Here is a 21,100-nt window from a genome sequence, read left to right as displayed (position 1 = left end):
TCGTTCACACATGAGTTCCCTCACCCATTTCGACGCCCAGGGCCAGGCCCACATGGTCGACGTGGCGGCCAAGCCCGCCACCCATCGCGTGGCTGTGGCCACCGGCCGCATCGAGATGCAGCCCGCCACGCTGGCGCTGATCGAATCGGGCACCGCCAAGAAGGGCGACGTGCTCGGCATCGCGCGCATCGCCGGCATTCAGGCCGCCAAGAAAACCAGCGATTTGATCCCGCTGTGCCACCCGCTGGCGCTCACGCGCGTGGCGCTGGCCTTTGCGCTGGCCGAAAAAGGCAATGCGCCGCAGGTGGTGTGCACCGCCACCGTCGAGACCGTGGGGCCCACCGGCGTCGAGATGGAAGCGCTGACCGCCGTGCAGGTGGCGCTGCTCACCATCTACGACATGTGCAAGGCCGTGGACCGCGGCATGCGCATCACCGACGTGCACGTGCTGGAGAAGCACGGGGGCAAGTCGGGGAGCTACGTGGCCGACCCTCAAGGCTAGGGCGCCTGCCCGTCCACGGGCAGCCCTTTCAGCCAGCGCTCGTATTCGGCCGGAAAGGCGATGCGAAAACGCTCCGCCTGCTCGCGCGCCTCCTCGCCCCGCCCCATCAGCTCGGCGCTTTCGATCAGCTTGACGATCACGCGCGGCTCGGGCGAGAAATGCAGCGTGCGTTCGGCCAGTGAATGCATCGCGGCGGCGTTGTCCGGCGTGACGGCCGTGAGCGTGAGTTCGGCAAAGTCGACCTGCCTGGCAAAGAGCCACGATTTCCTGGCCTTGGCGAGCGTGCCGTCTTCGTAGGCCGGCAAACGCTCGTCGCGCGCCAGGTAGATCTGGCTGATGCGGATGTAGTCCCAGGTGGCATAGCCGACCACCGCCATCAGCACCGCGGCCGCGACGCAAGACAGCACCGGCGGCTCGAGCCACCGGGCCTTCTTCTTCAGCCGCTCCCGCATCCAGGCCGGGTCGCCAGCACCCCGCGCCGGCCACAGCGTGCCCAAACACAGCCCGAACACCAGCTGGAACGGCCCGTACCAGAGCGGATATTCGAGCAGGCTGTGCAGCGCAATCGCGCCCAGCATGCCCCACGCCATGAGCCGCACCGGATCGCGCTCGCGCCAGGGCCGTGCCGCCATCACCATCCAGAGGAAGCCGCCGCAGATCAGCACCGACACCGGAATGCCCATTTCTACCGCCAGGTGCAGCGGCAGGTTGTGCGCGTTGTCCAATATCTCGGGGAAGCGCGGCCCGTCGTACAGCGTGCTGTAGTGCGCGAAGGCCAGCTCGCCCCAGCCCCACCCCGCGAGCGGATGCGCGGCAATCAGCGAGAGCACGTTGCGCCACAGGATCATCCGCGTGTGGTCGCCCGGCGCGCCCTCCTGCAGCCGCTGCATCATGCCCTCGACCTCGCCCGCCGCCAGCTGCGGCAGCAGCCAGGCGATGGCGAAGTAGACCGGAACCATCGCCAGCAGCACCAGCGGTGGCGGCAGGCTGAAAGGCGGCGCGCCGGCAGCGCCGTCCGGGGCTACGCCGCGGCGCTCCCGCCGCGCGATGAACGCCGCAACGCCCACGATCGACAGCAGCTGGAGCAGGCCCGTGCGCGAAGTGGACGCCGCCGCGGCCACCAGCAGCAGCAACGCCGCCGCCACCAGCCAGCGCCGGATGCGCGCCGAGGGCTGCGCAGCGTAGATCCAGAGCGCGGCCACCAGCGCCATGCTGATCAGCGTGGCGAACTGGTTGCGCTGGCGCAGGTTGCCATACGCCTGGCCCAGCGCGGGCGCGGTGGTCCAGGGCACCAGCGGCTCCGCCAAGCCGTAGTACTGGAGCAGGCCCAGTACGGCGCTGACGAGGCCGGCCACCAGCACGCCCACCGCCAGCCCCCCCGAGGTGCCCGGCCCGCCACGCACCATGCCCGCGCCCACGCAGGCCGCGGCCGCCATGGCGGCGAGCACGACCACGGGCGGCAGCCATGCGGCGGCGCCGGCATGCGGGGAGGAAAAAAGCACGACCGCCGCCGCTCCCGCGCCCAGCCAGGCCCAGATGCCGCGCGCCGGCATGGCAGAAGGAATGGCCAGAAGCATCGCCGCGAGGCAGACCCAGGTGGCCAGCAGCTGCCAGGCCTGGACCGACGGGCCGGCGACGAGGGGACAGAGAAACGGAAACGCCACCAGCCCGGCGCGCACGGCGCCGACGGCTTTAGGCGAGAAAGCGGCCGCCTCGGCAGGTGCTGCGCGGGAAGTCATTCCGCCAATTGTGCCGACCGGCCGGGCCGACGAATGGCGGCGGGTGGGAGACGAGCGGTTTTGCGGAAAAACACATTTAGAGACATTCTTAGACAACTGTCTACAACTGTTGCCCGCCTTCTGGCGGAAGACCTGGAATCGGTCCGAAAGGTGTCTCTTGAAGAAACAAGCAAGCTATTTCCGCCCCGCTGTCCAAGGGCGCGGGTCGCCTGGCTTCACGCTGATCGAGGTAATGATCGTTGTGGCGATCATCGGCATCCTGGCCTCGATTGCGATCCCGTCGTACAACGACTATGTGCGCCGCGGCCAGTTGCCGGAGGCGTTCAATACGCTCTCCGCCTACCGGGCGACGATGGAGCAGTACTACCAGGACAACCGCAACTACGGTCCTTCGGGAACCAATTGCGCGACCAACGCGGCCGCCGCCTTCACGCCTCTCAACGTCAAGTACTTCAGCTACAGCTGTACGACCTCCAACAATCAGCAGAACTATGTGGTCACCGCTACCGGAAGCGCGGGGCGAGCCATCGGACACACCTACACCATTGATCACAACGGCAATCGCGCAACCACCCAGTTCAAAGGCGGCACCGTGACGCAATCGTGCTGGCTTACAAGCAGCAGTGCTTGCTGATCCCACATGGCGATCACCATGCGACAACGCGGCTTCACCCTGGTCGAACTGATCGTCACCATCGCGGTGCTGGCGCTGATCCTTTTCGCCGTCATGCCGAGCATCGGCACATGGCTGGAAAACACCCGCATTCGCAACGTTGCCGATTCGCTGCAAAACGGGCTCCAGGTCGCGCGCGGCGAGGCCGTGCGGCGCAACCAGAATGTGTCGCTCTGGCTGGTGTCGCTCAATGACCCGGCGGTGCTGAGCGACGACTGCTCTCTTTCCGGCGCCAGTGGCGCCTGGATCGTGAGCGTGAATTCTCCGATCGGGCATTGCTCCGACGCTCCATCGACGACCAGCTCTCCCATGATCGTTACCGGGCGCCCCGCTGGAGACAGCGGCGGAAGAGTCACGGTGGCCGCAGTTCAAGCCATTGATGGATCGACCGAAGGCACGACCGTCACCTTCAATGGTTTTGGGCGCATTGCCAACAGCGACGCCATTGGCCAGATCGACGTCACCGGAAGCTCCACGGGCACCCGCGCATTGCGCATCGTCGTCTCGCCCTCGGGCTCGGTGCGCATGTGCGAGCCGGCCATCGTCGACAGCACGGCAAAGGATCCCCGCAAATGCTGAACCGAGTGAATCGCATGCGCGCGCCCGGCCAACTCGACCATGTGCGGCGCGAGCCTCACCAAGCTTCGCATACGCGAGGCATCGCCTTGATCGAAGTGCTCGTGGCGCTGTTGATCTTCATGCTCGGCGTGCTCGGACTGGTGGGCCTGCAGGCCTCGATGACGCGCGCGCAGACCGATTCCAAGGTGAGGGCTGACGCCGCCTATCTGGCCAGCGAACTGAACGGGCGCATGTGGTCCGACCTCACCAATCTCGCGAGCTACAACGGCACCGGTTGCGCCTCTCAAGCGCGATGCAGCGAATGGCAGAGCAAGGTGAGCAGCAGCCTGCCTGGAGGGACCGGTGCAGTCACCGTCAACGCAAGCTCCGGCGATGTCGCCGTCACCATCAGCTGGACGATGCCGAATGGTGAAACGCACCAGTACGTCACGCACACAACCGTCTCGAAGGCTGCGAACTGAGATGCGCACCGCTCAATCCATCTTTTCCAAGCATCCTTTCCAGCGTGGCTTCACCCTGGTCGAGCTCATGGTCGGCCTCGTGCTGGGTCTGCTCACGGTGCTCGTCATCAGCCAGGTGCTCGCGCTTGCCGAGGGCAAGAAGCGCACGATCACCATGGGCAGCGATGCGCAGGTCAATGGCGCGTTGTCGCTCTTCACACTCCAACGCGACGTGCAGATGGCGGGCTACGGTGCTGCGGCCAGCCCGGATGCACTCGGCTGCACAGTGACGGGCAAGTACGACGCGAGCGGCGCGTCGTTCGCCTTTCCGCTGGCACCGGTCGTCATCACGAACGGCACCAGCACTGACACCAACGCCCCCGACACGATCACTGTCCTGCAAGGCCGGACTACCAACTTTTCGGCGCCCATGGTCCTCAAGGAGGATCACCCGCAGTCCAGCAACTACTTCGAGGTGACGTCCTCATTTGGCGCCGTGGTCGGCAACATGATGATCGCCGTTCCAAAAGTTCAGGGCAGCGGCCTGGCGTGCACGCTGTTCAGCGTGACCAACAACACGGCATCTCCGGCCACGACACTGGGGCCGACGCGCGTTCCCCATGCCGCTACCGCTGCGAGCAAGTGGAACCAGAACAGCATATTTCCAACGAGCGGATACGCGTCGGGAAGCTATCTGCTGAACATGGGTTCGATGGTCTATCGCACCTACTCGATCAGCAGTGCCAACAGCCTGCAAATGGCCGAGCTCTCACCGGTGAATGGCGTAGTAACCGACCCGCCATTGGAGCTCTATCCGCAAATCGTCAACCTCCAGGCCATGTACGGCAAGGACACCAACGGCGATGGTGTTGTCGACACCTACGACAACGTGACGCCGACCACCAATGCAGGTTGGCTGCAGGTGCTCGCGATCCGCATCGCGGTAGTGGCGCGCAGCAATCAGTACGAAAAGGAAAACGTCACAGCGAGCGCCCCTCAGTGGGACGTAGGCGCCAACGCCACCATCACGGGGACCACGACCTGCCATGGCGCCAGCAAATGCATTTCGCTGAAGGTAAGCCACGTTCCCGAATGGGAGCACTACCGCTTCAAGGTCTACGACACGATCGTGCCGCTGCGCAACGTCCTCTGGAATTCCTGAGCCATCGCCATGCAAATCAGACCCTTGAATCTCTCCCAACACCGGCGCGCTGAACGTGGTGTCTCGCTGCTCTTCGCCCTTCTGACCCTGGTCGCACTCCTGCTTGCAACATTGGCGCTGGTGCGCTCGGTCGACACCAGCACGTTGGTGCTGGGCAACATGGGCTTCAAGCAAGATGCCACCTCCGCCGCAGACCAAGCGGCGCGCAAGGCCGTCGACTGGTTGACCGCCAACAGTGCCAGCCTGAACACCGACGCCGCGTCGAGCGGCTACTACGCAAGCACGCAGGAGCTTGCCGCCGATGGCGTCACGGCAAAACCGCCGATCGACGTAACCGGACGGCAACTCGCCGCCAGCACGAACCGCCAACTGATCGATTGGGACGGCAACACCTGCCAGTCCGCCACCACAGGCACATACAACGGATGCTCCGTCACGACGGCGGATGCCGGCACCATCAATAACAACAACGCCCGCTTCGTCATCTTCAGGCTGTGCTCCAAGGCAGGCAACTACCTCACCGATACGAGCATCAGCTGCGCCAAGCCGATCTCGAGCAGTGGTGCCAACGTGACGAAGAAGGGCGAGATGAACTACGCCGAACAGCCTTTTGCCGGCGGTGCTTCCGGACCGTACTACCGCATCGTGGTGCGCGTGCTGGGCGCGCGCAATACGGCCAGCTTCACCGAAACCATCGTGCATTTCTGATGAGGGAGCGCCGCTCCGGCGCCAGACAGAGAACCCAACACCATGAAAAATAGATTCACTCTTGCCATCGGCCTGAAGCCCCAAAGGCAGGCCATCTGCTGTGCGGTGATGGTCTGTGCGTTGCTGCTGGGATCATTCGCTCCCATCGTCGATGCAGCATCCACAGACCTGTCGAACCAACCGCTGGCCACGCTGCCCGCCGTTCAAGCCAAGCCGAACCTGCTGTTCGTTCTGGACGATTCGGGAAGTATGGACAACGACTACATGCCGGATAACATTCCGAGCGGCATAGATCGGAACAACGCCTACGAATACTACGGATACCGCTCCGCCCAGTGCAATGGGGTGGCCTACGATCCCACGGTCACCTATGCGCCGCCACTCAACGCGGATGGAACGTCTTATCCCAATGCGGTTTTTACAGCCGCACGTAATGATGGGTACGACGCGTCGAGTTCGACGACCAATCTCAACAACCGGTTCTATTACACCTACAGCGGCACTCAGCCCAAGATGGGTTGGGTCTACACGAGCAATGGTCCGGTGGCTAACACCTTCTACAACCAGTGCAGGACGCGAACGAGCACGCAGAGCAGCATCTTTGCCAAGGTAACGCTCACGAGCACTTCCGCCGAGGCTCAAAACTACGCCAATTGGTATTCGTACTACCGCAAGCGCTACCTGTTGATGCGCACAGCCATGGGCCGAGCGATTGCGGCGCTCGACTCGAGCTACCGCGTTGGCTTCAGCACGATCAGCGATGGAACTGCGGTGGATGGCAACAACTACTTTCGCGACGTCAAGGACTTCGATCTTGCGCAGAAAACCAACTTCTACAGCAGTCTCTACAGCGCCTCGCCGAATGGTTGGACGCCGTTGCGCTCGGCCCTGTCCAAGGCGGGACGCTATTTTGCGAACAAGGCTACCGACCAAAGCTACGACCCCGTCCAGTACTCCTGCCAGCGCAACTATGCGCTCCTCTCCACAGACGGCTACTGGAACAAGAACAAGGGCCTGAAGCTCGACGGCACCACCGAAATTGGCCAGCAGGACGGCACCGAGGCTCGCCCGATGCGGGACGACAGCCAGGTCATCGTCACCACTGTGACGCCCTACACCGTCGCATTGACCAGAAACGCGCTTTCCACTCAAACACAAACGCGAACCTGGACGCGCACCTCCACCACGGTTTCCTCAAAGCCAGTGGCGAACGGTCAGAACAAGGGTAAGTATGCCGTCACCAAGGTTACAAACCAGAGCTACACCGAAACGCAGTCTCGAACCTATACGACACCGCAGTCGGCAACGAGGTCCTATTCCGAGACGGTAGTGACCACCGACGGCGTCGAGACATCCAGAAGCACCAGCACGCCCACCACTTCCGCTTGGGTCAACACTGGGACCCCCACCGAGTCGTTGACAGGCAATGGCCCTCCAACCGACAGCAGCAGCTTCACGGGCGGAAACACAAACACGACCCACCAGGCGACCAAGGGCGACGGTGTGACGGTCAATTCAGATTCTGCTGGGTCGTGGAGCTCCTGGTCTATACCGGCAATCACCTCCAACACAACACCTGTGGCCCAAACTCCTGTTGCAGGCACGCCAACCCAAACACCGTCCACCTCAGGCGGCACTGGCAACACGCTGGCCGACGTTGCCGAATACTACTTTTCGACAGACCTGCGCACCAGCGCACTCGGCAATTGCACTTCGAGCAGTTCCGGCAGCAGCCAGGATGTCTGCAGCAACATCGTGCGACCGGTGGGGAGCGACAAGGCCGCATGGCAGCACATGAACTCGTTCACGATTGGCCTTGGCGTGAGCGGCACCTTGCCTTACGACAAGAATTACCTGACCCAAACCGCCGGCTCCTATGTGGACCTGACCAGTGGCCGACTGAACTGGCCTGTGCCCGAAGGTGCGGACCTGAATGATGGCGAGGGCGGCAACGCCACCAACGTCGACGACCTATGGCATGCGGCCGTGAATGGCCGCGGCCAGTATTACTCGGCACTCAATGCCAGCGCGCTGAGCGAAGCCATCAACGGCGTGGTCACATCGGTCCAGCAGGTCTCCGGCGCGGGCGCCACCGCATCGACCAGTTCGCTCCAGCTGGTGGCTGGCGACAACAACCTGGTCTTCCGGGCCAGCTACACCACGCAGCTTTGGACCGGCGATCTGCAGGCCTTTGCAATCAACGGCACAACGGGCGTCATTGCGAACAACGCCACATGGTCCGCGCAGGCAAAGCTCGATGCAACGGCCGCTTCGGACCGAAGGATCTACTTCAACAGCGGTTCGGCTCTCCAGAGCTTCGAGTACGGCAACCTGAGCGCCGCGCAAAAAGGCTACTTCGACAACCTTTGCAGCAAAACCCTCATTGCCGCGCAATGCTCGCTGCTTTCGGACAGCAACAAGACCCTGGCCAACAACGGCACGAACCTCGTCAACTACCTGCGCGGCGTGCGCACCTACGAAACGGCCAGCGTCGACGCATCCAACAACAGCATTGCGGCGCTTTATCGCAAGCGTGAACATGTGCTGGGCGACATCATCAACGGTGCCCCGGTCTATGTTGGGAAGCCGCCCTTCCGCTATGCCGACGCCGGCTACGCCGACTTCGTTACAGCAAAGTCAACCCGCACGCCCGTGGTGTACGTGGGCTCGAACGACGGCATGCTGCACGCCTTCTCGGCTGCGACCGGCAGCACGGGCGGCACCGAGCTCTGGGCATACGTTCCAGGCACCGTCATGCCCAACCTCTACAAGATGGCGGACACGAACTACGGGTCGAGACACCAATACTCCGTGGACGGAGCGCCGGTCATGGGCGACATCAAGGTTGGCACCGCCTGGAAGACCATTGTTGTCGGTGGCCTGAACAGCGGCGGCCGCGGCTACTACGCACTGGACATCACCGACCCCAATGATCCCAAGGCTCTCTGGGAGTTCACCGATGCCAACCTGGGCTTCAGCTTCGGCAACCCGGTGATCGCCAAGCGCGGCGACGGCACCTGGATCGTTGCCTTCGCTTCGGGCTACAACAACACCGACGGTGACGGCAAGGGCCACCTCTACGTCCTGAACGCCAACACCGGCGCCCTGCTGCTGGACATTGCCACCAGCGACGGCAGCAGCTCCGACCCGAGCGGCCTTGCAAAGATCAACGCCTGGATCGAAAGCTCCAGCGACAACACAGCCAAGCGCTTCTACGGCGGTGATCAGCAAGGCAACCTCTGGCGCTTCGACATCGACGGTCTCCTGCTACCCAACGGGGCCGCGATGCGGCTCGCCAAGTTCCAGATCAACGATACGACGCCGCAGCCCATCACCACAAAGCCGGAAACCGTGGAGATCTCCGGCAAGCCAGTGGTCGTGGTTGCAACAGGCCGGTATCTCGGCTCGTCCGACATCGCAGATTCGACACAGCAAAGCATCTATGCAGTCAAGGACACGCTGACCGCCACCGGTTGGAGCGACGTACGCGCCGACACCACGAACTTCGTCAGGCAGACGTTCACGTTGAATGGCCCCGTGGCAACCGCTACTGCGGCCTCGGTATCCAATACGTCGGTCGACTGGGCGACCAAGGGCGGATGGTGGATCGATCTGCCGCATTCGCGTGAACGCGTGAATACCAACCTGGGCCTGCAATTCAGCACCTTGGCGGTCGCCACCGCCATTCCGAATGGTGACGCCTGCGCGTCGGGCGGCACGGCGTGGCGCTACTACCTCAACGTGGCCAATGGCGGCGTCGTGACGACCAACCCGGCCGGCGGACTCTTCAGCACCGACGGGCTGATCATGGGCATGACCTGGGTGCAAGACAGCAACGGCAACGCCCGCATCATTTACCAGAAGAGCAATGGCGACAACGTGATCGAGACGCCACCAGTCGCGACATCGTCCGGCTCCGGCAGCGTGCGCAGGACCTCCTGGCGCGAGCTGGTGGACTGAGCTTCGATGAGATGAGAGAAAAGGTCTTGGCCCGGCATGCGCCGGGCCAGGCAAGGATGCGATGCGTGCTTTTGGGGAGCGCGGTGCTCTCATTGGCACTTCACGCTGCGGTGCTTTCGGCGCGGGTTTCGCCTGTCGGCTCGGAAGGGGCGGTGCGCGGGAAGGTCTTAAGTGGCGCTTCCGCCGCCATTCGGGTGCGGACGATCTCTCCCCCTCCTCCCTCGCCGCCGCCCTCGCCTTCGCCTCCGCCCGCGCCTTCTGTCCGTGAGCCCCCTCGGGTGAACGAAGCGATTCATGCGCCTGACCGCCCTCCCGTCTCCGCCTCCGGGCAGCAACCGTTAACAGATACGTCGGCTGCCGCTGCTGCACCTGCTCTCTCCGTTACGGCCGAAGCTAATAGCGACAGCTATGTGCCACGCAGCCAACTGTCGACGCCGCCCATCGCCAAGACGGCCATCGTGCTAGAACCTCCGCTTGGCGAAATCGCGACCGGCCCCCTCGTTGGTGTCCTATCGCTCTTCATTGACGAACAAGGTCGCGTTCAGCGTATCGACGCCGAAGAGCCGACACTTCCGCCCGCTTTCGAACAAGCTGCACGTGAAGCCTTCATGGGTGCAGAGTTTTCTCCTGGGAAAGTCGATGGCCGTGCCGTCAAGTCACGGCAGAGGGTGGAAGTAGTGTTCGATTGAAGCTGCAGCACACTTCAGTTAACAGCTACTTGTGCATCTGGCGATCGCGACATAAGCGCTGCGACACACACCCATCTGTTGCGAATGGTTACCATTGGATCTATGACCACCAGCCCTCGCGATCTCATCGGCCTTTCCATCTGCGGTGATGTTTTGGAAATTGGCCCTGGGAGCCGCCCGTTCGTCGTTTCGCCCGGTGCAAACGTCAAGTACGCTGATCGCTCGATCGAGGGAGGCCGTGACAAGAACTTCCCAGAGTTGATCGGGCAGCCAAATGGCGTGCAAGCTCACTACGACATCGACCTCGACACCGAAGGATTGTCAAAGCTTGCACCAAATTCTTTTGATGGATTGGTCGCTTCGCACGTCATTGAGCATGTAGCCAATCCCCTTGGGGTGCTTACCGAGTTCTCCAGGGTGCTTCGCATTGGCGGAAAGTTGCTACTGGTCGTACCAGACCGAAGCTGCACTTTTGACGCAGTGCGCGTGCCGACGCCTTTTTCGGTGCCGCTCGCAAAGTACCGGGCGGGCGTGACTGAGGTAGACGAGGCGAGCATTCGCGAATTTTGCGAGGCCATCTACAACCAAGCACCAGTCCATCCCCGCGACGTTCGTGAGTGGTACAACCCCCGCCTATTGGACACGTCGCGATTCGCGCTGCATAGGAGGCGCACCATTCACGTCCACGCCTGGAACCCGGAAGAGTTCGCATCATTGCTTGCAGCTGGCATGTCGGAGGGAGCATGGTTCTGGCGGCTGGACTCAATGTATTTCGCTGAACATCTCCCCAAAGCCCGAGGCATCGAGTTCGCTCTTCTTCTAGAAAAGATTCCCGGCGAGAACTCGCTAGAGGAATCAAGAAAATTCGTCGAGGACTGGTGTGAAAAGGTGATCTGCGACACCTCCGTTCATCCATTGCGCATGCTGCGGTTTCAAGAGGCGATGATTCGAGACGGCGTCGATCGACAGGTTGCCGAGTTGCCCCTGCAGATGATGACCGCCCGGCATAAAGCCGAAGGACACGCGAATAGCCAAGAGCGCATTGCACTGCTGAATATGGAACTCGATGCTGAGCGCATCCGTGAAGAGCAGATACGAAAACGCCGTGTCACTTTGCTCAGATCTGCTTCCTGGCACATCTCTAGTGTCTTGCACAAGATGATCGGCCTTGTTCGAGGATAGCGAGACATCATCCAGTCCACCACATGAGCCTGAAGCGCCATACTTCTTACAACCTGGCCGGTCAGATCCTGCCGCTGGTGTTGTCCCTGCTCACCATTCCGGCCTATCTGCGCTTGATTGGGGAAGCCCGCTTCGGAGTGCTCGCGTTGATCTGGCTCTTCTTCGGTTACATGGGCCTTTTCGATTTGGGAATCGGTCAAGCAACCGCCCGTCAGCTCGCACACATGGCCGGCGAATCGAAGAAAGAGCATGCAAAGGTACTTTGGACGGCGCTGTCGATCAGCCTCGCACTCGGATTGGCTGGTGCTCTTGTCACTCAACCTCTAGGCGCTTGGTTCTTTTCGCGCGATTCCTCTATCGAGGCCGGCTTGCGTGTCGAACTCCTGGCTGCCTTGCCATGGGCCGCGGCGATGGTGCCGGCGACAACCCTTGCGGCTGTATTAAGCGGGGCATTGCAGGCGCGCAGCGCATTTGGTGAACTTAATCTGATCGGCGCCTCGGTCAATGCTCTCGCTCTGCTCGCCCCATTGGCTGTGGCAGCAACGTTAGGAGTTCAACTGTCCGGGCTTGTTGCCGCGGTGGCAGTGGTTCGTCTGCTGGTGCTGGTACCGATGCTCTGGCGCTGCAGAAAACATTACCTTGTTGGCTTTCCCGTTTCGATCGACAGGCGTTATGCCTCGCAATTGCTGCGTTTCGGCGGATGGGCAACTGTCAGTGCGGTCGCAGGACCACTCATGGTGGTTGCAGACCGCTTTGCGATCGGTGTACAGCTGGGCGCTAGATCGGTCAGTCACTATGTCATCCCTTTTCAGATGACCGAACGCACTACGCTGTTGTCATCGGCACTGAACCAAGCGCTCTTTCCTCGTTTTGCCAGCGCGACGACCGATATCCAAAGACGTCAACTGGCCATGTTTGGCCTGCGCGTGCTGGGTGTGTGGTTGTCACCGCTGATGGCGACAGGGCTGCTGTTGTCCGCTCCGTTCCTCGCCTTGTGGATCTCACCGGAACTTGCCACGCAGTCGGCCAGCGTGGCACAAATCCTATGCCTCGCCTTCTGGATCAACAGTCTCACAATCGTCCCATTCACCAAGCTGCTTGCGAGTGGGCGGCCCGATCTCGTTGCAAAAAGCCACATGATCGAGTTGCTGCCATATCTGGCGTTGTTGTATGTCGCGCTCCAATCATGGGGCCTTGTCGGTGTCGCTGCAGCATTTGCCGCGAGAGTGACGATAGATTTTCTGCTGCTCTCCTATTTGGCGGGCACGCTGCTTTCGACGCTGAGGTTTCTGGCGATTCCGGCGACCCTCATGGCGGCGCTCCTTGGGCTCGTCATGAGAAGGAATCTCTCCCCAACTTTGCCAGGGCCATTCGAGTTCATGTTGTTGCTCGCACTGCTGGGATGGTCGTTGACGCAGTTGCGTATCGCCAATCGCAGGTCAAAGGACGCTCGTCGTGACTCAGCGCATCCGCGGACTGATTGACGGCAGGATCTTGAACGAGAATCCTGAATCTTATGAAGATCGTTGTCTTGATGTCCACTTGGCAAGGCGAACGCCTTGTGGAAGAGCAACTTCGCTCCATCCTCGATCAGCTGCCGCCTGACGGCCACGTGATCGTTCGCGACGATGGTTCCACGGACCAGACCGTTGCACGCATTCAAAGCCTCGGCGATTCGCGCATTGCAGTGATGCGCGGGCAAAACGTCGGTTTCGTGCGAAGTTTTTTCAAGCTGCTGGATACCGCACCTGATGACGCAGATCTGATCATGCTGAGTGACCAGGACGACGTGTGGCTGCCGAACAAGATCGAGCGAGCTGCCGCGCACTTGGCGCCGCTGCAAGACAAACCCGCGCTGTATTGCTCACGTCTTCGGCTGGTCAACGAACAGCTGCTTCCTCTCGGCCTGTCGCCAATGTGGGAACGGCCCCCGTCGTTTCGCAATGCGTTGACAGAAAATATCGTGACCGGTTGCACCTGCGCCATCAATCGCGCGGCCTTGCCTCTGGCGCGCCAATATGGTGATCCGGACCGCATCTATTTTCATGACTGGTGGCTGTATCTGGTCATCGCGGCGTTCGGCCAAGTCATCGTTGATCGCGAACCCACCATCCTTTATCGGCAGCATGGTGCCAATGCCATCGGAATGGGCTCAGGCATGGGCCGCTACATCGCGATCCTGCGCTTTCTCCGCAAAAAGAACTGGGTCCACATCATGTACGACCAGATCGAGAATTTTCGCGCTGTGCATGCCGCGCGACTGAATGCGGTGGACCGACGATTGCTGGAGAGTTACTTCGACTGTCACAGGCCAATGACCGCTATGCGGTTGCTGATGACCCCCATGCGTTTTCGCCAATCACTTGTCGGTGACGTGCTGCTGCGGCTGCTTCTGCTGGGGAGCTGGGTCACTGGCCGGGGCCTGATCAGCCGTCCCCGATGAGGACCTGCGGGGACCGGACAACACGTCTACAGCGGCAGTGTCCTGCGTCCAAAGCGGCGCAGCATAAAGTCACCCAGTCCGGAGAGCATTGCGCGCAACTTCGCGCGACGCTCGGTCTCCAACAACAGGGTAATTGCGCTTCCGCTTGCCAAGTCCCAGAACGCTCCCAATGCCCAGCGCGGGTCGGCCCAAATGAAACGCCGGCACATTTCAAGCTGATTGCGCGTGATGTAGTAGCGGCGTAGCGGAGAGTGCCCGGTCAGCACGAGGGGGAATCCTAGTACGACGCGGGTCGTGGAATTTCCCATTGAATGGGCCAGTACCACCGTCCGGTTTTCCTGCACCAGCAATCCTTGGCGACGACAGCGCAGACAAAACTCCAGATCAACCGTGTCTATGAAAAGCCGCGTATCAAAAAAACCCACCTGGAGAAAAACCGATACGCGCACCAGGCTTCCCGATGTAATGGTGGTGCGCACCGACCGCCATTGCTCTGTTTCCTTCAAGATTTCGCCGGAGCGGTGGTAATCGCGCCCTGTCCCACGGTCGCGATGGCTCATGGCCAGAATGGCGACGCGGTCTAACTGCGGCAATGCCGCGGAAGCGGCCAGCAGCTGCGCAATAGCTTCAGGAGCTACGTGGCTGTCCTGATCAAAGGTCGCAAGCCATTCGGCTCCCTGTTGAATGGCAGCACGAGCGCCCTGATTGAGGGCTTCAGCAATGCCAAGGTTCTCCGGGTTGAGGACCACTGAGCATTCAGCTTGCAGCGCCATCGAGCGCACAGCCTCGGCGTTGGTTGAGCCGTTATCGACAACCAAAAGCGCGTGCACTTGCATGCGCAAAGCCTGCAATCGATCGAACAGCTTGTCGTCCGGGTTGTACGTCACAACCACAGCGAACACTGTGCCGGTCGGGGACCCGCACGTCGGCCGTGAAGGGATTGACATGCCGGGATCCATTCAAGCAGAGACTGTCGCCGTCAACGTGATGCACTCTCCTTCTGCCGCATCGCAGTGCCCAAAGAATTCCGCTATATCTTCGCGGATCGCCTGGGAACGGATATTGCGCAACTGCGCCGGATCTGATGATCGACTCAAGGAAGCCATCGCTCGCCAACCAGACTGCGAAGACGAATCACGAATGCCGGTAAAGCCGGCTTCTTGAAGAAGCCCTTTCAGCGCCTTCGGCGCAAATACTTGAAGATGGTGTGGTGGATGCAGCCCTGCCCAACCCGAACCGAAATACGCATGGCCGCGCGCATTGACGTTCGGGGTTTCGATCCAGAAATGTCCCCCTGGTTTGAGCAGCTGATGCGCGGCCCTCAAAAGAGCGGATGGCTCGTGCACATGTTCAATGACATGACTAATGGTGACCGCATCGAACTTGGTGCCGCTGTCGACCAAGTCCTCCAAAGGACCTTCGTGAACGTCGAATCCTTTGGAGCGGGCGACTGCCGCCGCTTGCGAGTCGAACTCTGTGCCATAACCCTGCCAACCCGCGGTGCGTGCCCATGCCAAGAAGCGGCCGTTTCCGCAACCGATGTCGAGCACTGTGCTGGTTTTGCTCGAGACGGGAAGGTTCCGCATGGCTCCATCAAAACGCGGCCGCAAGAATGGGCGAAGCCACATTGCACCGGCGAACACATCGCTTGGCTTGAACGGCTGCTTGCTAAACCGCACGCGAATATATGCGCGCAGGATGGCCTGTTTGACGGAACTGCGCCAATCGTCTCCTGGCTGCTGCGGATCATCGTCAAGCTGACTTTCGTGTGTGCCGTAATCTTGATATGCGATATGGATTGTTTGACGATTGGGCCTGGGATCCAGATAGGCTGTGCCGCACAGCTCGCACGCGTAGAGATTCCAGCGCCCCGGCGTGTTGAACAAATGGTCTACCAATCCTTGGTGCAAACAATTGCGGCGTGCACTCGCACAGATCGGGCAGGCGCCCAGATGTTCCAAGCCTTCCAACGGCCAATCATCACTGTGGTTACTGTGTTCGCTCATGCTTGATAGATTGGCAAAACTTGCCTGGTCTTAAATGTGATCGACGTTGCTGGGTATACCTTCACACGCTGGCTGCCGAACTGCCGATAGCGCTGCTCTCAGATTTCTGTGAGATCCGCCTCTGCGATATTCGCGTGCATGACCCCTGGCCGCAAATCAAAAGCGCTTCGAAGCGCTGCAAAAAAAATCGAGGCCAGCAGGGATTGTGTTCCCATCAAAAGCAGTGCAACGCCAGGAATGATCTGGCGCATGGCGGTTTCAGGATCCAGCGCACCGAAGCCAGCACGCCCCCACTGCCACGTGAGGCTCGCACACAATGTCAGTCCGAACAAAGTTGCCAGCACTCCCCCTATCGACAGCCAGCCCCCGCTGGCTGCGCGCAGCGCCCAACGCTCCCGCGGGTGCGGCGTGTTAAGGCGCGCACAATGGCGCGCAAGTACGGCCCCCATGGCGAACAACATGGTCTGATAGCCCAGCACCATACCGGCGGCTGCAAGCAGCTGGGTATGGATGCCCACTGGCCAGCGGCCCTGACCGCCTTGGTGAAAATGCGCAAACAGCAGTTGGGCCAGGCTCAACAAAGTCATCAGCACACCTGGATATAGAAACAACCAGCGTGGCGTGAATAGCAGCAGAAATCGAAGATGCCGCCAGCCGTCACGCCACGTGCGCAAATGCGGAGGCCGATCCCGCCCATCAGGAGACAGAATGGTGGGCACCTCGGAGATGCGTAGGCCGCTCAAAGATGCCTTGACAACCATCTCGCTGGCGAACTCCATGCCTTCACAACATAGTCCCAATTGGCGGATGGCTTTGCGTTCGAACCCGCGCAAGCCACAGTGGAAATCACCGATCCTGGACTTGAAAAACAGTCGCCCCACGAAGCTGAGCACCGGGTTTCCAAGGTAGCGGTGCAATGGCGGCATCGCGCTAGGCAAGATACCACCGCGGAAACGGTTCCCCATCACGAGTTCGCTCCCCTGCCGCAGTTCCGCGACGAAGGGTGCAAGGTTGCTGAAGTCGTAGCTGTCATCGGCGTCGCCCATGATGACGTAACGGCCCCTCGCCGCGCCAATGCCCGCAATCAACGCCGCCCCATAGCCGCGTAGTGGCACATCAATGATGCGGGCGCCACACGATCGCGCCAAAGTTTGCGACCCATCAGTCGAGCCGTTGTCAGCGATAAGCACTTCACCGACGATCCCCGACTGCGCCAAGAAATCTTTCGCCTTTGCAATGCATGCCGGCAGAGTCCGCACCTCGTTGAGGCAAGGCATCAGAATCGTCAATTCCAACGGTGCTGGTCGCATGCTGGGCTCAAGGGGCACCGCGAGAAAAGCCGATCCAGCATCTGTCAAAGCTATTGCATTCATGGTCTTGCCTCCGTCTCAGCGCTACTGCTGCAACTCGACATAGGCACGGCCCCTCTCTTGCCAGCATCGCAGCTTTTGCTTCGCTTTCATCCAATCTTCAGCGCGCCCGATGGCGATTCGATCGCCACCGCCACGAATCAGATCGGCAAACCTTACCCAGCCATCATCGGTAACCCAGAGCGCCAGATCGGCGTAGCTGCGACGCCAGATCTGCCCGCTGCGCCAACTGCCCCCTCGGGTCTGCCTGAAAAGCTGGGGGCAAGCTTCCTCCACGTGGTCGAGGACCACATCGGCAATGCGCTTGGCGTCCTGCTCGGCGTCCAACAGGCCAGAGCCCGGCACCACTTTGCACGTGTAGAGCCAAACCTCATCGCGCGGACCAGAGCGAGGCCCGGGCCTTTCGATCACGTCACGATTGCCTTTGTAGCGGATGAAATCGCAGTCTCCTGTGCTTACACGCAAGCCAAATCGACGCAGCGCAAAATCGAAACGCCCTTCATTCGGCACCACCGGACGCCCGTCGGACTCGATTGTGTCGACAAGTTTGAGCAAGCGGAGACGGCCCTGGTTGGCCTCTATGAGCTTGCGGGCGCGGCGCCCCTCATTGCTGTCGGGCACGATGCCACTCGCAATGCCCAGGAAAGCCGAACCAGGGGCCAGCCAGGGCAGGAGGAACGATTGCGACTGAGAATCCATCGGCAGATAGAGGTATGGATCGACCTGCAGGGACGCCGGCACTGTCGCCTGAACCCATGGACCATCCCATCGCTGCGGGCTCCATCGGTATTCCGTTGCTTGCCACAGCAAGACAACTTGAGCGCCAAAAACCGAGGCAAGTGCATAGGCCAGCGCGCGCGGTGGCGCAGATGCCAAGATGCGCGACATCCCAACAACGAGCAATACACTCGCAATACAGGCCATCGGCAAAAAGTAGCGACTGTTGCCGCTCATACTGAGCCACACGATCCAGGCGATTCCGAACGAAATTGCCAGGCTCGCAAAGGCGCGTTGAGATGGGAGAGAAATTGGTGCCGTTTCGACATTGAAAGCACGCGGTCGCCGCCACAGCAAACCGCCCGCTATCCCTACGAGCGCCAACACGAAGAGCGCCGCATATCGCACGTCGGCGGCCATCGTCTCGGTGTGGATCAGACGCCGCGAACGCAGCATGTCAAACGGTCGGGTCACCGCTTCGACCCATGTTGAAGGAAGAAAGCGAGGATCGCGCATGCCTTGCACGAACTGTCCGATCGTGTTCGTCAAAGACGACGTCATACCCGTGGATGTGGGTTCAGTTGACGCAGCCGCTGGATGAAACAGGCCATCGAGCATCGGATAAACCGGATTTCCAAAAGCTTCCTGGAGGCGCCAAGCCCAGGGCAAAGCGATCACCAAGGCGGTTCCAGCGGCACAAAGCACAAATACCGCAAGTGCGCGCAGCCGCATTCGCGACGATGTCACGCAACCCAAAACCAGCGGCAAGGCTGGCAAAAGCACAAATAGGGCGTTGGACATCTTCAACGCAGAGGCGGCGCCAAGCAAGGCGCCGGCCATCGCCACCAGCCCCACACGGCCTCTCATGAAGGCGTTTGCGAGTGCAACATAACCGGCGAGTCCAAGCGCGCCCGTGGTGACGTCGTTGAACGACGAGCCCAGTTCCTGCAACAGAACCGGATTGAAGAACGCCACGCCAATCGCCGACCAAGTAACAAGCGATGGGCTGTTACCGTCCGGACTGCGGCTCACTGCGCGAGCCAGTTCCCAGGTCATCCAGAGCATGACGCTGTGGAGTAGCGCAAAGGTCACTCCGATCGCGAGCGATGGCCACCCTGCGCGCACCATCAGGTATAGGGGGACGTGGGAATATGGATTGAGATAAGTCTGCGTACCGGCTGGGAACAGGTCGATCGCCAAGCGTTCATTGAGCGCACCGAAGCCGGCATATAGGTGATAGTGAAGCGCGTCCCAAGGGACGTCCTTGCCGGCAAATAGTGTCCAGGTGATTGCCAAGAGGGTGCATATCCCATAGGCAACGGCACGTTCGGGCCAAACCGGCCGGCCTGCAGCAGGCCGACTTGGGGGCGATGCAAGCATGTATATCAACGCCTTTTCGGTTAGCGAAGAAAAAGCGGCCCGAAGGCCGCTTTTCAATTCGAAACCTTACAAATCTCGAGGGTTAAGTACGGCATTCAGCCGGGACAAACTTTTCGGTAATGGTGGTGGTGCACTTCCATTGCAGCTGGCCCGAACCCTTGTCGGTCGGCGTCAGGATGATGGTGCCGCCTGCACCCGGCACAGAGGAAGTAACCGTCACGGCGCCACCCGTGGCCGCGATCGACACGCCAGAAACATATTTCGTAGCACCCGGAAATGTATATCCGGTATTCGACGAGGTAACGGAAGCGAGATCACCGAACGAAGAACTGGTTTCGGCAACAGCCAACTTTGCAGGCGCTGCCATCAGGATGACTTCGCTGACCTTGGCACGGGTCGTGTAGTCCTGATACGCCGGCAGAGCCACAGCAGCCAAGATACCGATGATCGCTACAACGATCATCAATTCGATAAGGGTGAAACCCTTTTGCACATTGCGTGCGATAGAACGACGGTTCATTCAAAACTCCAGGTTGGTTTGTAGAGCCCGGGAACCAAGCCCGGAGCGCAGTACCTCCGCAGCATCTGTGCCACCCCGTTTTCGGGGCCTCGCGCCGTCGAAACCGAGCACTTTGCACTCAACCAGGTTACATCGAGTGACAAAAAATGCTTCTAGATGCTACAAGGCGTGACAAATTTGTCAGCCCTTTTGTGTCACCGACTCAAAAAGTCAGCACCCCATTCGCCTTCAACCACCGAATATCCCGCTGCGCCAACCCCGCCACCTGGTGCCCGGCCAGGTGCTCGATCTGCCACATGATCTCTTCGGTTTCCGCAGGCTTGGTGTGCGTGATGTAGATCGGAAACTGCTTGCCCGGATCGATGTGCGCCAGCTCGTCGGCCAGGGCGCGGGGCGACAGGTGCAGGCTGCGTTCGGCCAGGGCCTGCTCGCGGTTGCTGAATGCTGTTTCTATGACGAGCATGGCCACGTCCAGGGCGTTAAGGCGGTCCCAGAAGGGGGTGTTGCGCTCGGTGTCGCCGGTGAAGACCCAGTTGGCGCCGCCCTCGGCGCGGCTCACGGCAAAGCCGCAGGCGGGGACGGTGTGCACGGCCGGCAGCACCTCGATGCGCTTGGGGGCGGCGGTGCCCAGTTGCAGCACCTGGCCCACGGCAATGTCGTGAAAGCTCACGAAGGGGGCCTCGGGGCTGGGAATGCTCTCGAAGTCGGGCCAGATGACGTTGTTGAACACATGGGCGCGTAGCGCCTCGATGGTGGCTCGCAGGGCGTGCACGCGCAGCGAGCGGGTGCGGCGGCCACCGACGGCGTCGAGCATGAGGGGCAACGCGGCGATGTGGTCGAGGTGGCAGTGGGTGAGCACCACGTCGTCGATGCCGGCCATTTCTTCGAGGGTGAGGTCGCCCACGCCGGTGCCTGCATCGACGAGCAGGTCGGTGTCGATCAGAAACGAGGTGGTCCGGCAGTCCTTGGCAATGGCGCCCGAGCAACCCAGCACGCGAACCTGCATTGTGAGAGACCCTCTGCTTGTGTC

Annotated in this window: 18 protein-coding genes; 11 read left to right on the top strand and 7 right to left on the bottom strand. The window is 61.0% G+C overall.

The features are described 5' to 3' along the window. Nucleotides 1-10: 10 nt before the first annotated feature. On the top strand, nt 11-502 hold the full coding sequence (gene moaC / locus AC1DMS_RS17625) for a cyclic pyranopterin monophosphate synthase MoaC (RefSeq protein ID WP_018903513.1): 492 nt from the start codon (nt 11-13) through the stop codon (nt 500-502). Here the strand turns inward: moaC and AC1DMS_RS17620 are convergent. Beyond that, a complete protein-coding gene (locus AC1DMS_RS17620) occupies nt 499-2,241 on the bottom strand; it encodes a PglL family O-oligosaccharyltransferase (protein WP_478181532.1) in 1,743 nt (580 codons plus the stop codon). The genes moaC and AC1DMS_RS17620 overlap by 4 nt on opposite strands. Nucleotides 2,242-2,398: 157 nt before the next feature. Between AC1DMS_RS17620 and AC1DMS_RS17615 the strand changes: the two genes are divergently transcribed. The 10 genes from AC1DMS_RS17615 to AC1DMS_RS17570 all read left to right on the top strand — a co-directional run bounded on the left by AC1DMS_RS17615 (nt 2,399) and on the right by AC1DMS_RS17570 (nt 14,077). Beyond that, on the top strand, nt 2,399-2,875 hold the full coding sequence (locus tag AC1DMS_RS17615) for a type IV pilin protein (RefSeq protein ID WP_478181531.1): 477 nt from the start codon (nt 2,399-2,401) through the stop codon (nt 2,873-2,875). 6 nt (nt 2,876-2,881) lie between these two features. Continuing rightward, nucleotides 2,882-3,493 carry a GspH/FimT family pseudopilin gene (locus AC1DMS_RS17610; RefSeq protein ID WP_018903510.1) on the top strand — a complete coding sequence of 204 codons (612 nt, stop codon included), beginning with the start codon at nt 2,882-2,884 and terminating at the stop codon, nt 3,491-3,493. Next, the gene (locus tag AC1DMS_RS17605; protein WP_478181530.1) at nt 3,487-3,954 is read left to right on the top strand and encodes a type IV pilus modification PilV family protein; all 468 of its coding nucleotides are present in this window, start codon (nt 3,487-3,489) and stop codon (nt 3,952-3,954) included. Before AC1DMS_RS17610 ends, AC1DMS_RS17605 begins: the two co-directional genes overlap by 7 nt. A gap of 1 nt (nt 3,955) precedes the next feature. Further along, nucleotides 3,956-5,095 carry a PilW family protein gene (locus tag AC1DMS_RS17600; RefSeq protein WP_478181529.1) on the top strand — a complete coding sequence of 380 codons (1,140 nt, stop codon included), beginning with the start codon at nt 3,956-3,958 and terminating at the stop codon, nt 5,093-5,095. A gap of 9 nt (nt 5,096-5,104) precedes the next feature. Further along, nucleotides 5,105-5,803, top strand: a complete 699-nt coding sequence (locus AC1DMS_RS17595; protein ID WP_478181528.1) for a pilus assembly PilX family protein — start codon at nt 5,105-5,107, stop codon at nt 5,801-5,803. A 42-nt stretch (nt 5,804-5,845) separates the two neighbouring features. Next, complete coding sequence (locus AC1DMS_RS17590) at nt 5,846-9,763, top strand: pilus assembly protein (RefSeq protein ID WP_478181527.1); 3,918 nt, start codon at nt 5,846-5,848, stop codon at nt 9,761-9,763. Between the two features lie 278 nt (nt 9,764-10,041). Then, nucleotides 10,042-10,452 (top strand): energy transducer TonB, encoded by a 411-nt coding sequence (locus AC1DMS_RS17585; RefSeq protein WP_478181526.1) that lies wholly within the window; start codon nt 10,042-10,044, stop codon nt 10,450-10,452. A gap of 102 nt (nt 10,453-10,554) precedes the next feature. Continuing rightward, nucleotides 10,555-11,634: a methyltransferase domain-containing protein gene (locus tag AC1DMS_RS17580; protein WP_478181525.1), complete on the top strand. Its 1,080-nt coding sequence runs from the start codon at nt 10,555-10,557 to the stop codon at nt 11,632-11,634. A 23-nt stretch (nt 11,635-11,657) separates the two neighbouring features. Beyond that, nucleotides 11,658-13,118: an oligosaccharide flippase family protein gene (locus AC1DMS_RS17575; protein WP_478181524.1), complete on the top strand. Its 1,461-nt coding sequence runs from the start codon at nt 11,658-11,660 to the stop codon at nt 13,116-13,118. A 32-nt stretch (nt 13,119-13,150) separates the two neighbouring features. Beyond that, nucleotides 13,151-14,077: a glycosyltransferase family 2 protein gene (locus AC1DMS_RS17570; RefSeq protein ID WP_478181523.1), complete on the top strand. Its 927-nt coding sequence runs from the start codon at nt 13,151-13,153 to the stop codon at nt 14,075-14,077. Between the two features lie 26 nt (nt 14,078-14,103). Here AC1DMS_RS17570 and AC1DMS_RS17565 read toward each other — a convergent pair whose 3' ends face one another. From AC1DMS_RS17565 to AC1DMS_RS17540, 6 genes are all read right to left on the bottom strand, one after another. Next, a complete protein-coding gene (locus AC1DMS_RS17565) occupies nt 14,104-15,024 on the bottom strand; it encodes a glycosyltransferase family 2 protein (protein WP_478181522.1) in 921 nt (306 codons plus the stop codon). 12 nt (nt 15,025-15,036) lie between these two features. Next, on the bottom strand, nt 15,037-16,083 hold the full coding sequence (locus tag AC1DMS_RS17560) for a class I SAM-dependent methyltransferase (protein ID WP_478181521.1): 1,047 nt from the start codon (nt 16,081-16,083) through the stop codon (nt 15,037-15,039). A 98-nt stretch (nt 16,084-16,181) separates the two neighbouring features. Continuing rightward, nucleotides 16,182-17,456 (bottom strand): glycosyltransferase family 2 protein, encoded by a 1,275-nt coding sequence (locus AC1DMS_RS17555; protein ID WP_478181520.1) that lies wholly within the window; start codon nt 17,454-17,456, stop codon nt 16,182-16,184. Between the two features lie 21 nt (nt 17,457-17,477). Beyond that, nucleotides 17,478-19,466 (bottom strand): hypothetical protein, encoded by a 1,989-nt coding sequence (locus AC1DMS_RS17550; protein WP_478181519.1) that lies wholly within the window; start codon nt 19,464-19,466, stop codon nt 17,478-17,480. A gap of 166 nt (nt 19,467-19,632) precedes the next feature. After that, entirely contained in the window at nt 19,633-20,070 is a 438-nt protein-coding gene (locus AC1DMS_RS17545; protein WP_478181518.1) for a pilin, read from the bottom strand. A 202-nt stretch (nt 20,071-20,272) separates the two neighbouring features. Beyond that, nucleotides 20,273-21,076, bottom strand: coding sequence for a 3',5'-cyclic-nucleotide phosphodiesterase (locus tag AC1DMS_RS17540; RefSeq protein ID WP_478080762.1), 804 nt, complete (start codon nt 21,074-21,076; stop codon nt 20,273-20,275). Nucleotides 21,077-21,100 lie beyond the last annotated feature (24 nt).

Source organism: Variovorax sp. 05T418 (genome assembly GCF_056396385.1).
The sequence above is the reverse complement of the archived record's forward strand: the minus strand, read 5'-3'. Positions and strand labels throughout refer to the sequence as shown.

Bases quoted from the DNA above. Each gene is read 5' to 3' on its own strand.
- AC1DMS_RS17540 (WP_478080762.1), bottom strand. From the start codon at position 21,076: ATGCAGGTTCGCGTGCTGGGTTGCTCGGGCGCCATTGCCAAGGACTGC.
- AC1DMS_RS17600 (WP_478181529.1), top strand. From the start codon at position 3,956: ATGCGCACCGCTCAATCCATCTTTTCCAAGCATCCTTTCCAGCGTGGC.
- AC1DMS_RS17570 (WP_478181523.1), top strand. From the start codon at position 13,151: ATGAAGATCGTTGTCTTGATGTCCACTTGGCAAGGCGAACGCCTTGTG.
- AC1DMS_RS17620 (WP_478181532.1), bottom strand. From the start codon at position 2,241: ATGACTTCCCGCGCAGCACCTGCCGAGGCGGCCGCTTTCTCGCCTAAA.
- AC1DMS_RS17590 (WP_478181527.1), top strand. From the start codon at position 5,846: ATGAAAAATAGATTCACTCTTGCCATCGGCCTGAAGCCCCAAAGGCAG.
- AC1DMS_RS17565 (WP_478181522.1), bottom strand. From the start codon at position 15,024: ATGTCAATCCCTTCACGGCCGACGTGCGGGTCCCCGACCGGCACAGTG.
- AC1DMS_RS17545 (WP_478181518.1), bottom strand. From the start codon at position 20,070: ATGAACCGTCGTTCTATCGCACGCAATGTGCAAAAGGGTTTCACCCTT.
- AC1DMS_RS17595 (WP_478181528.1), top strand. From the start codon at position 5,105: ATGCAAATCAGACCCTTGAATCTCTCCCAACACCGGCGCGCTGAACGT.
- AC1DMS_RS17560 (WP_478181521.1), bottom strand. From the start codon at position 16,083: ATGAGCGAACACAGTAACCACAGTGATGATTGGCCGTTGGAAGGCTTG.
- AC1DMS_RS17575 (WP_478181524.1), top strand. From the start codon at position 11,658: ATGAGCCTGAAGCGCCATACTTCTTACAACCTGGCCGGTCAGATCCTG.
- AC1DMS_RS17610 (WP_018903510.1), top strand. From the start codon at position 2,882: ATGGCGATCACCATGCGACAACGCGGCTTCACCCTGGTCGAACTGATC.
- AC1DMS_RS17555 (WP_478181520.1), bottom strand. From the start codon at position 17,456: ATGAATGCAATAGCTTTGACAGATGCTGGATCGGCTTTTCTCGCGGTG.
- moaC (WP_018903513.1), top strand. From the start codon at position 11: ATGAGTTCCCTCACCCATTTCGACGCCCAGGGCCAGGCCCACATGGTC.
- AC1DMS_RS17605 (WP_478181530.1), top strand. From the start codon at position 3,487: ATGCTGAACCGAGTGAATCGCATGCGCGCGCCCGGCCAACTCGACCAT.
- AC1DMS_RS17580 (WP_478181525.1), top strand. From the start codon at position 10,555: ATGACCACCAGCCCTCGCGATCTCATCGGCCTTTCCATCTGCGGTGAT.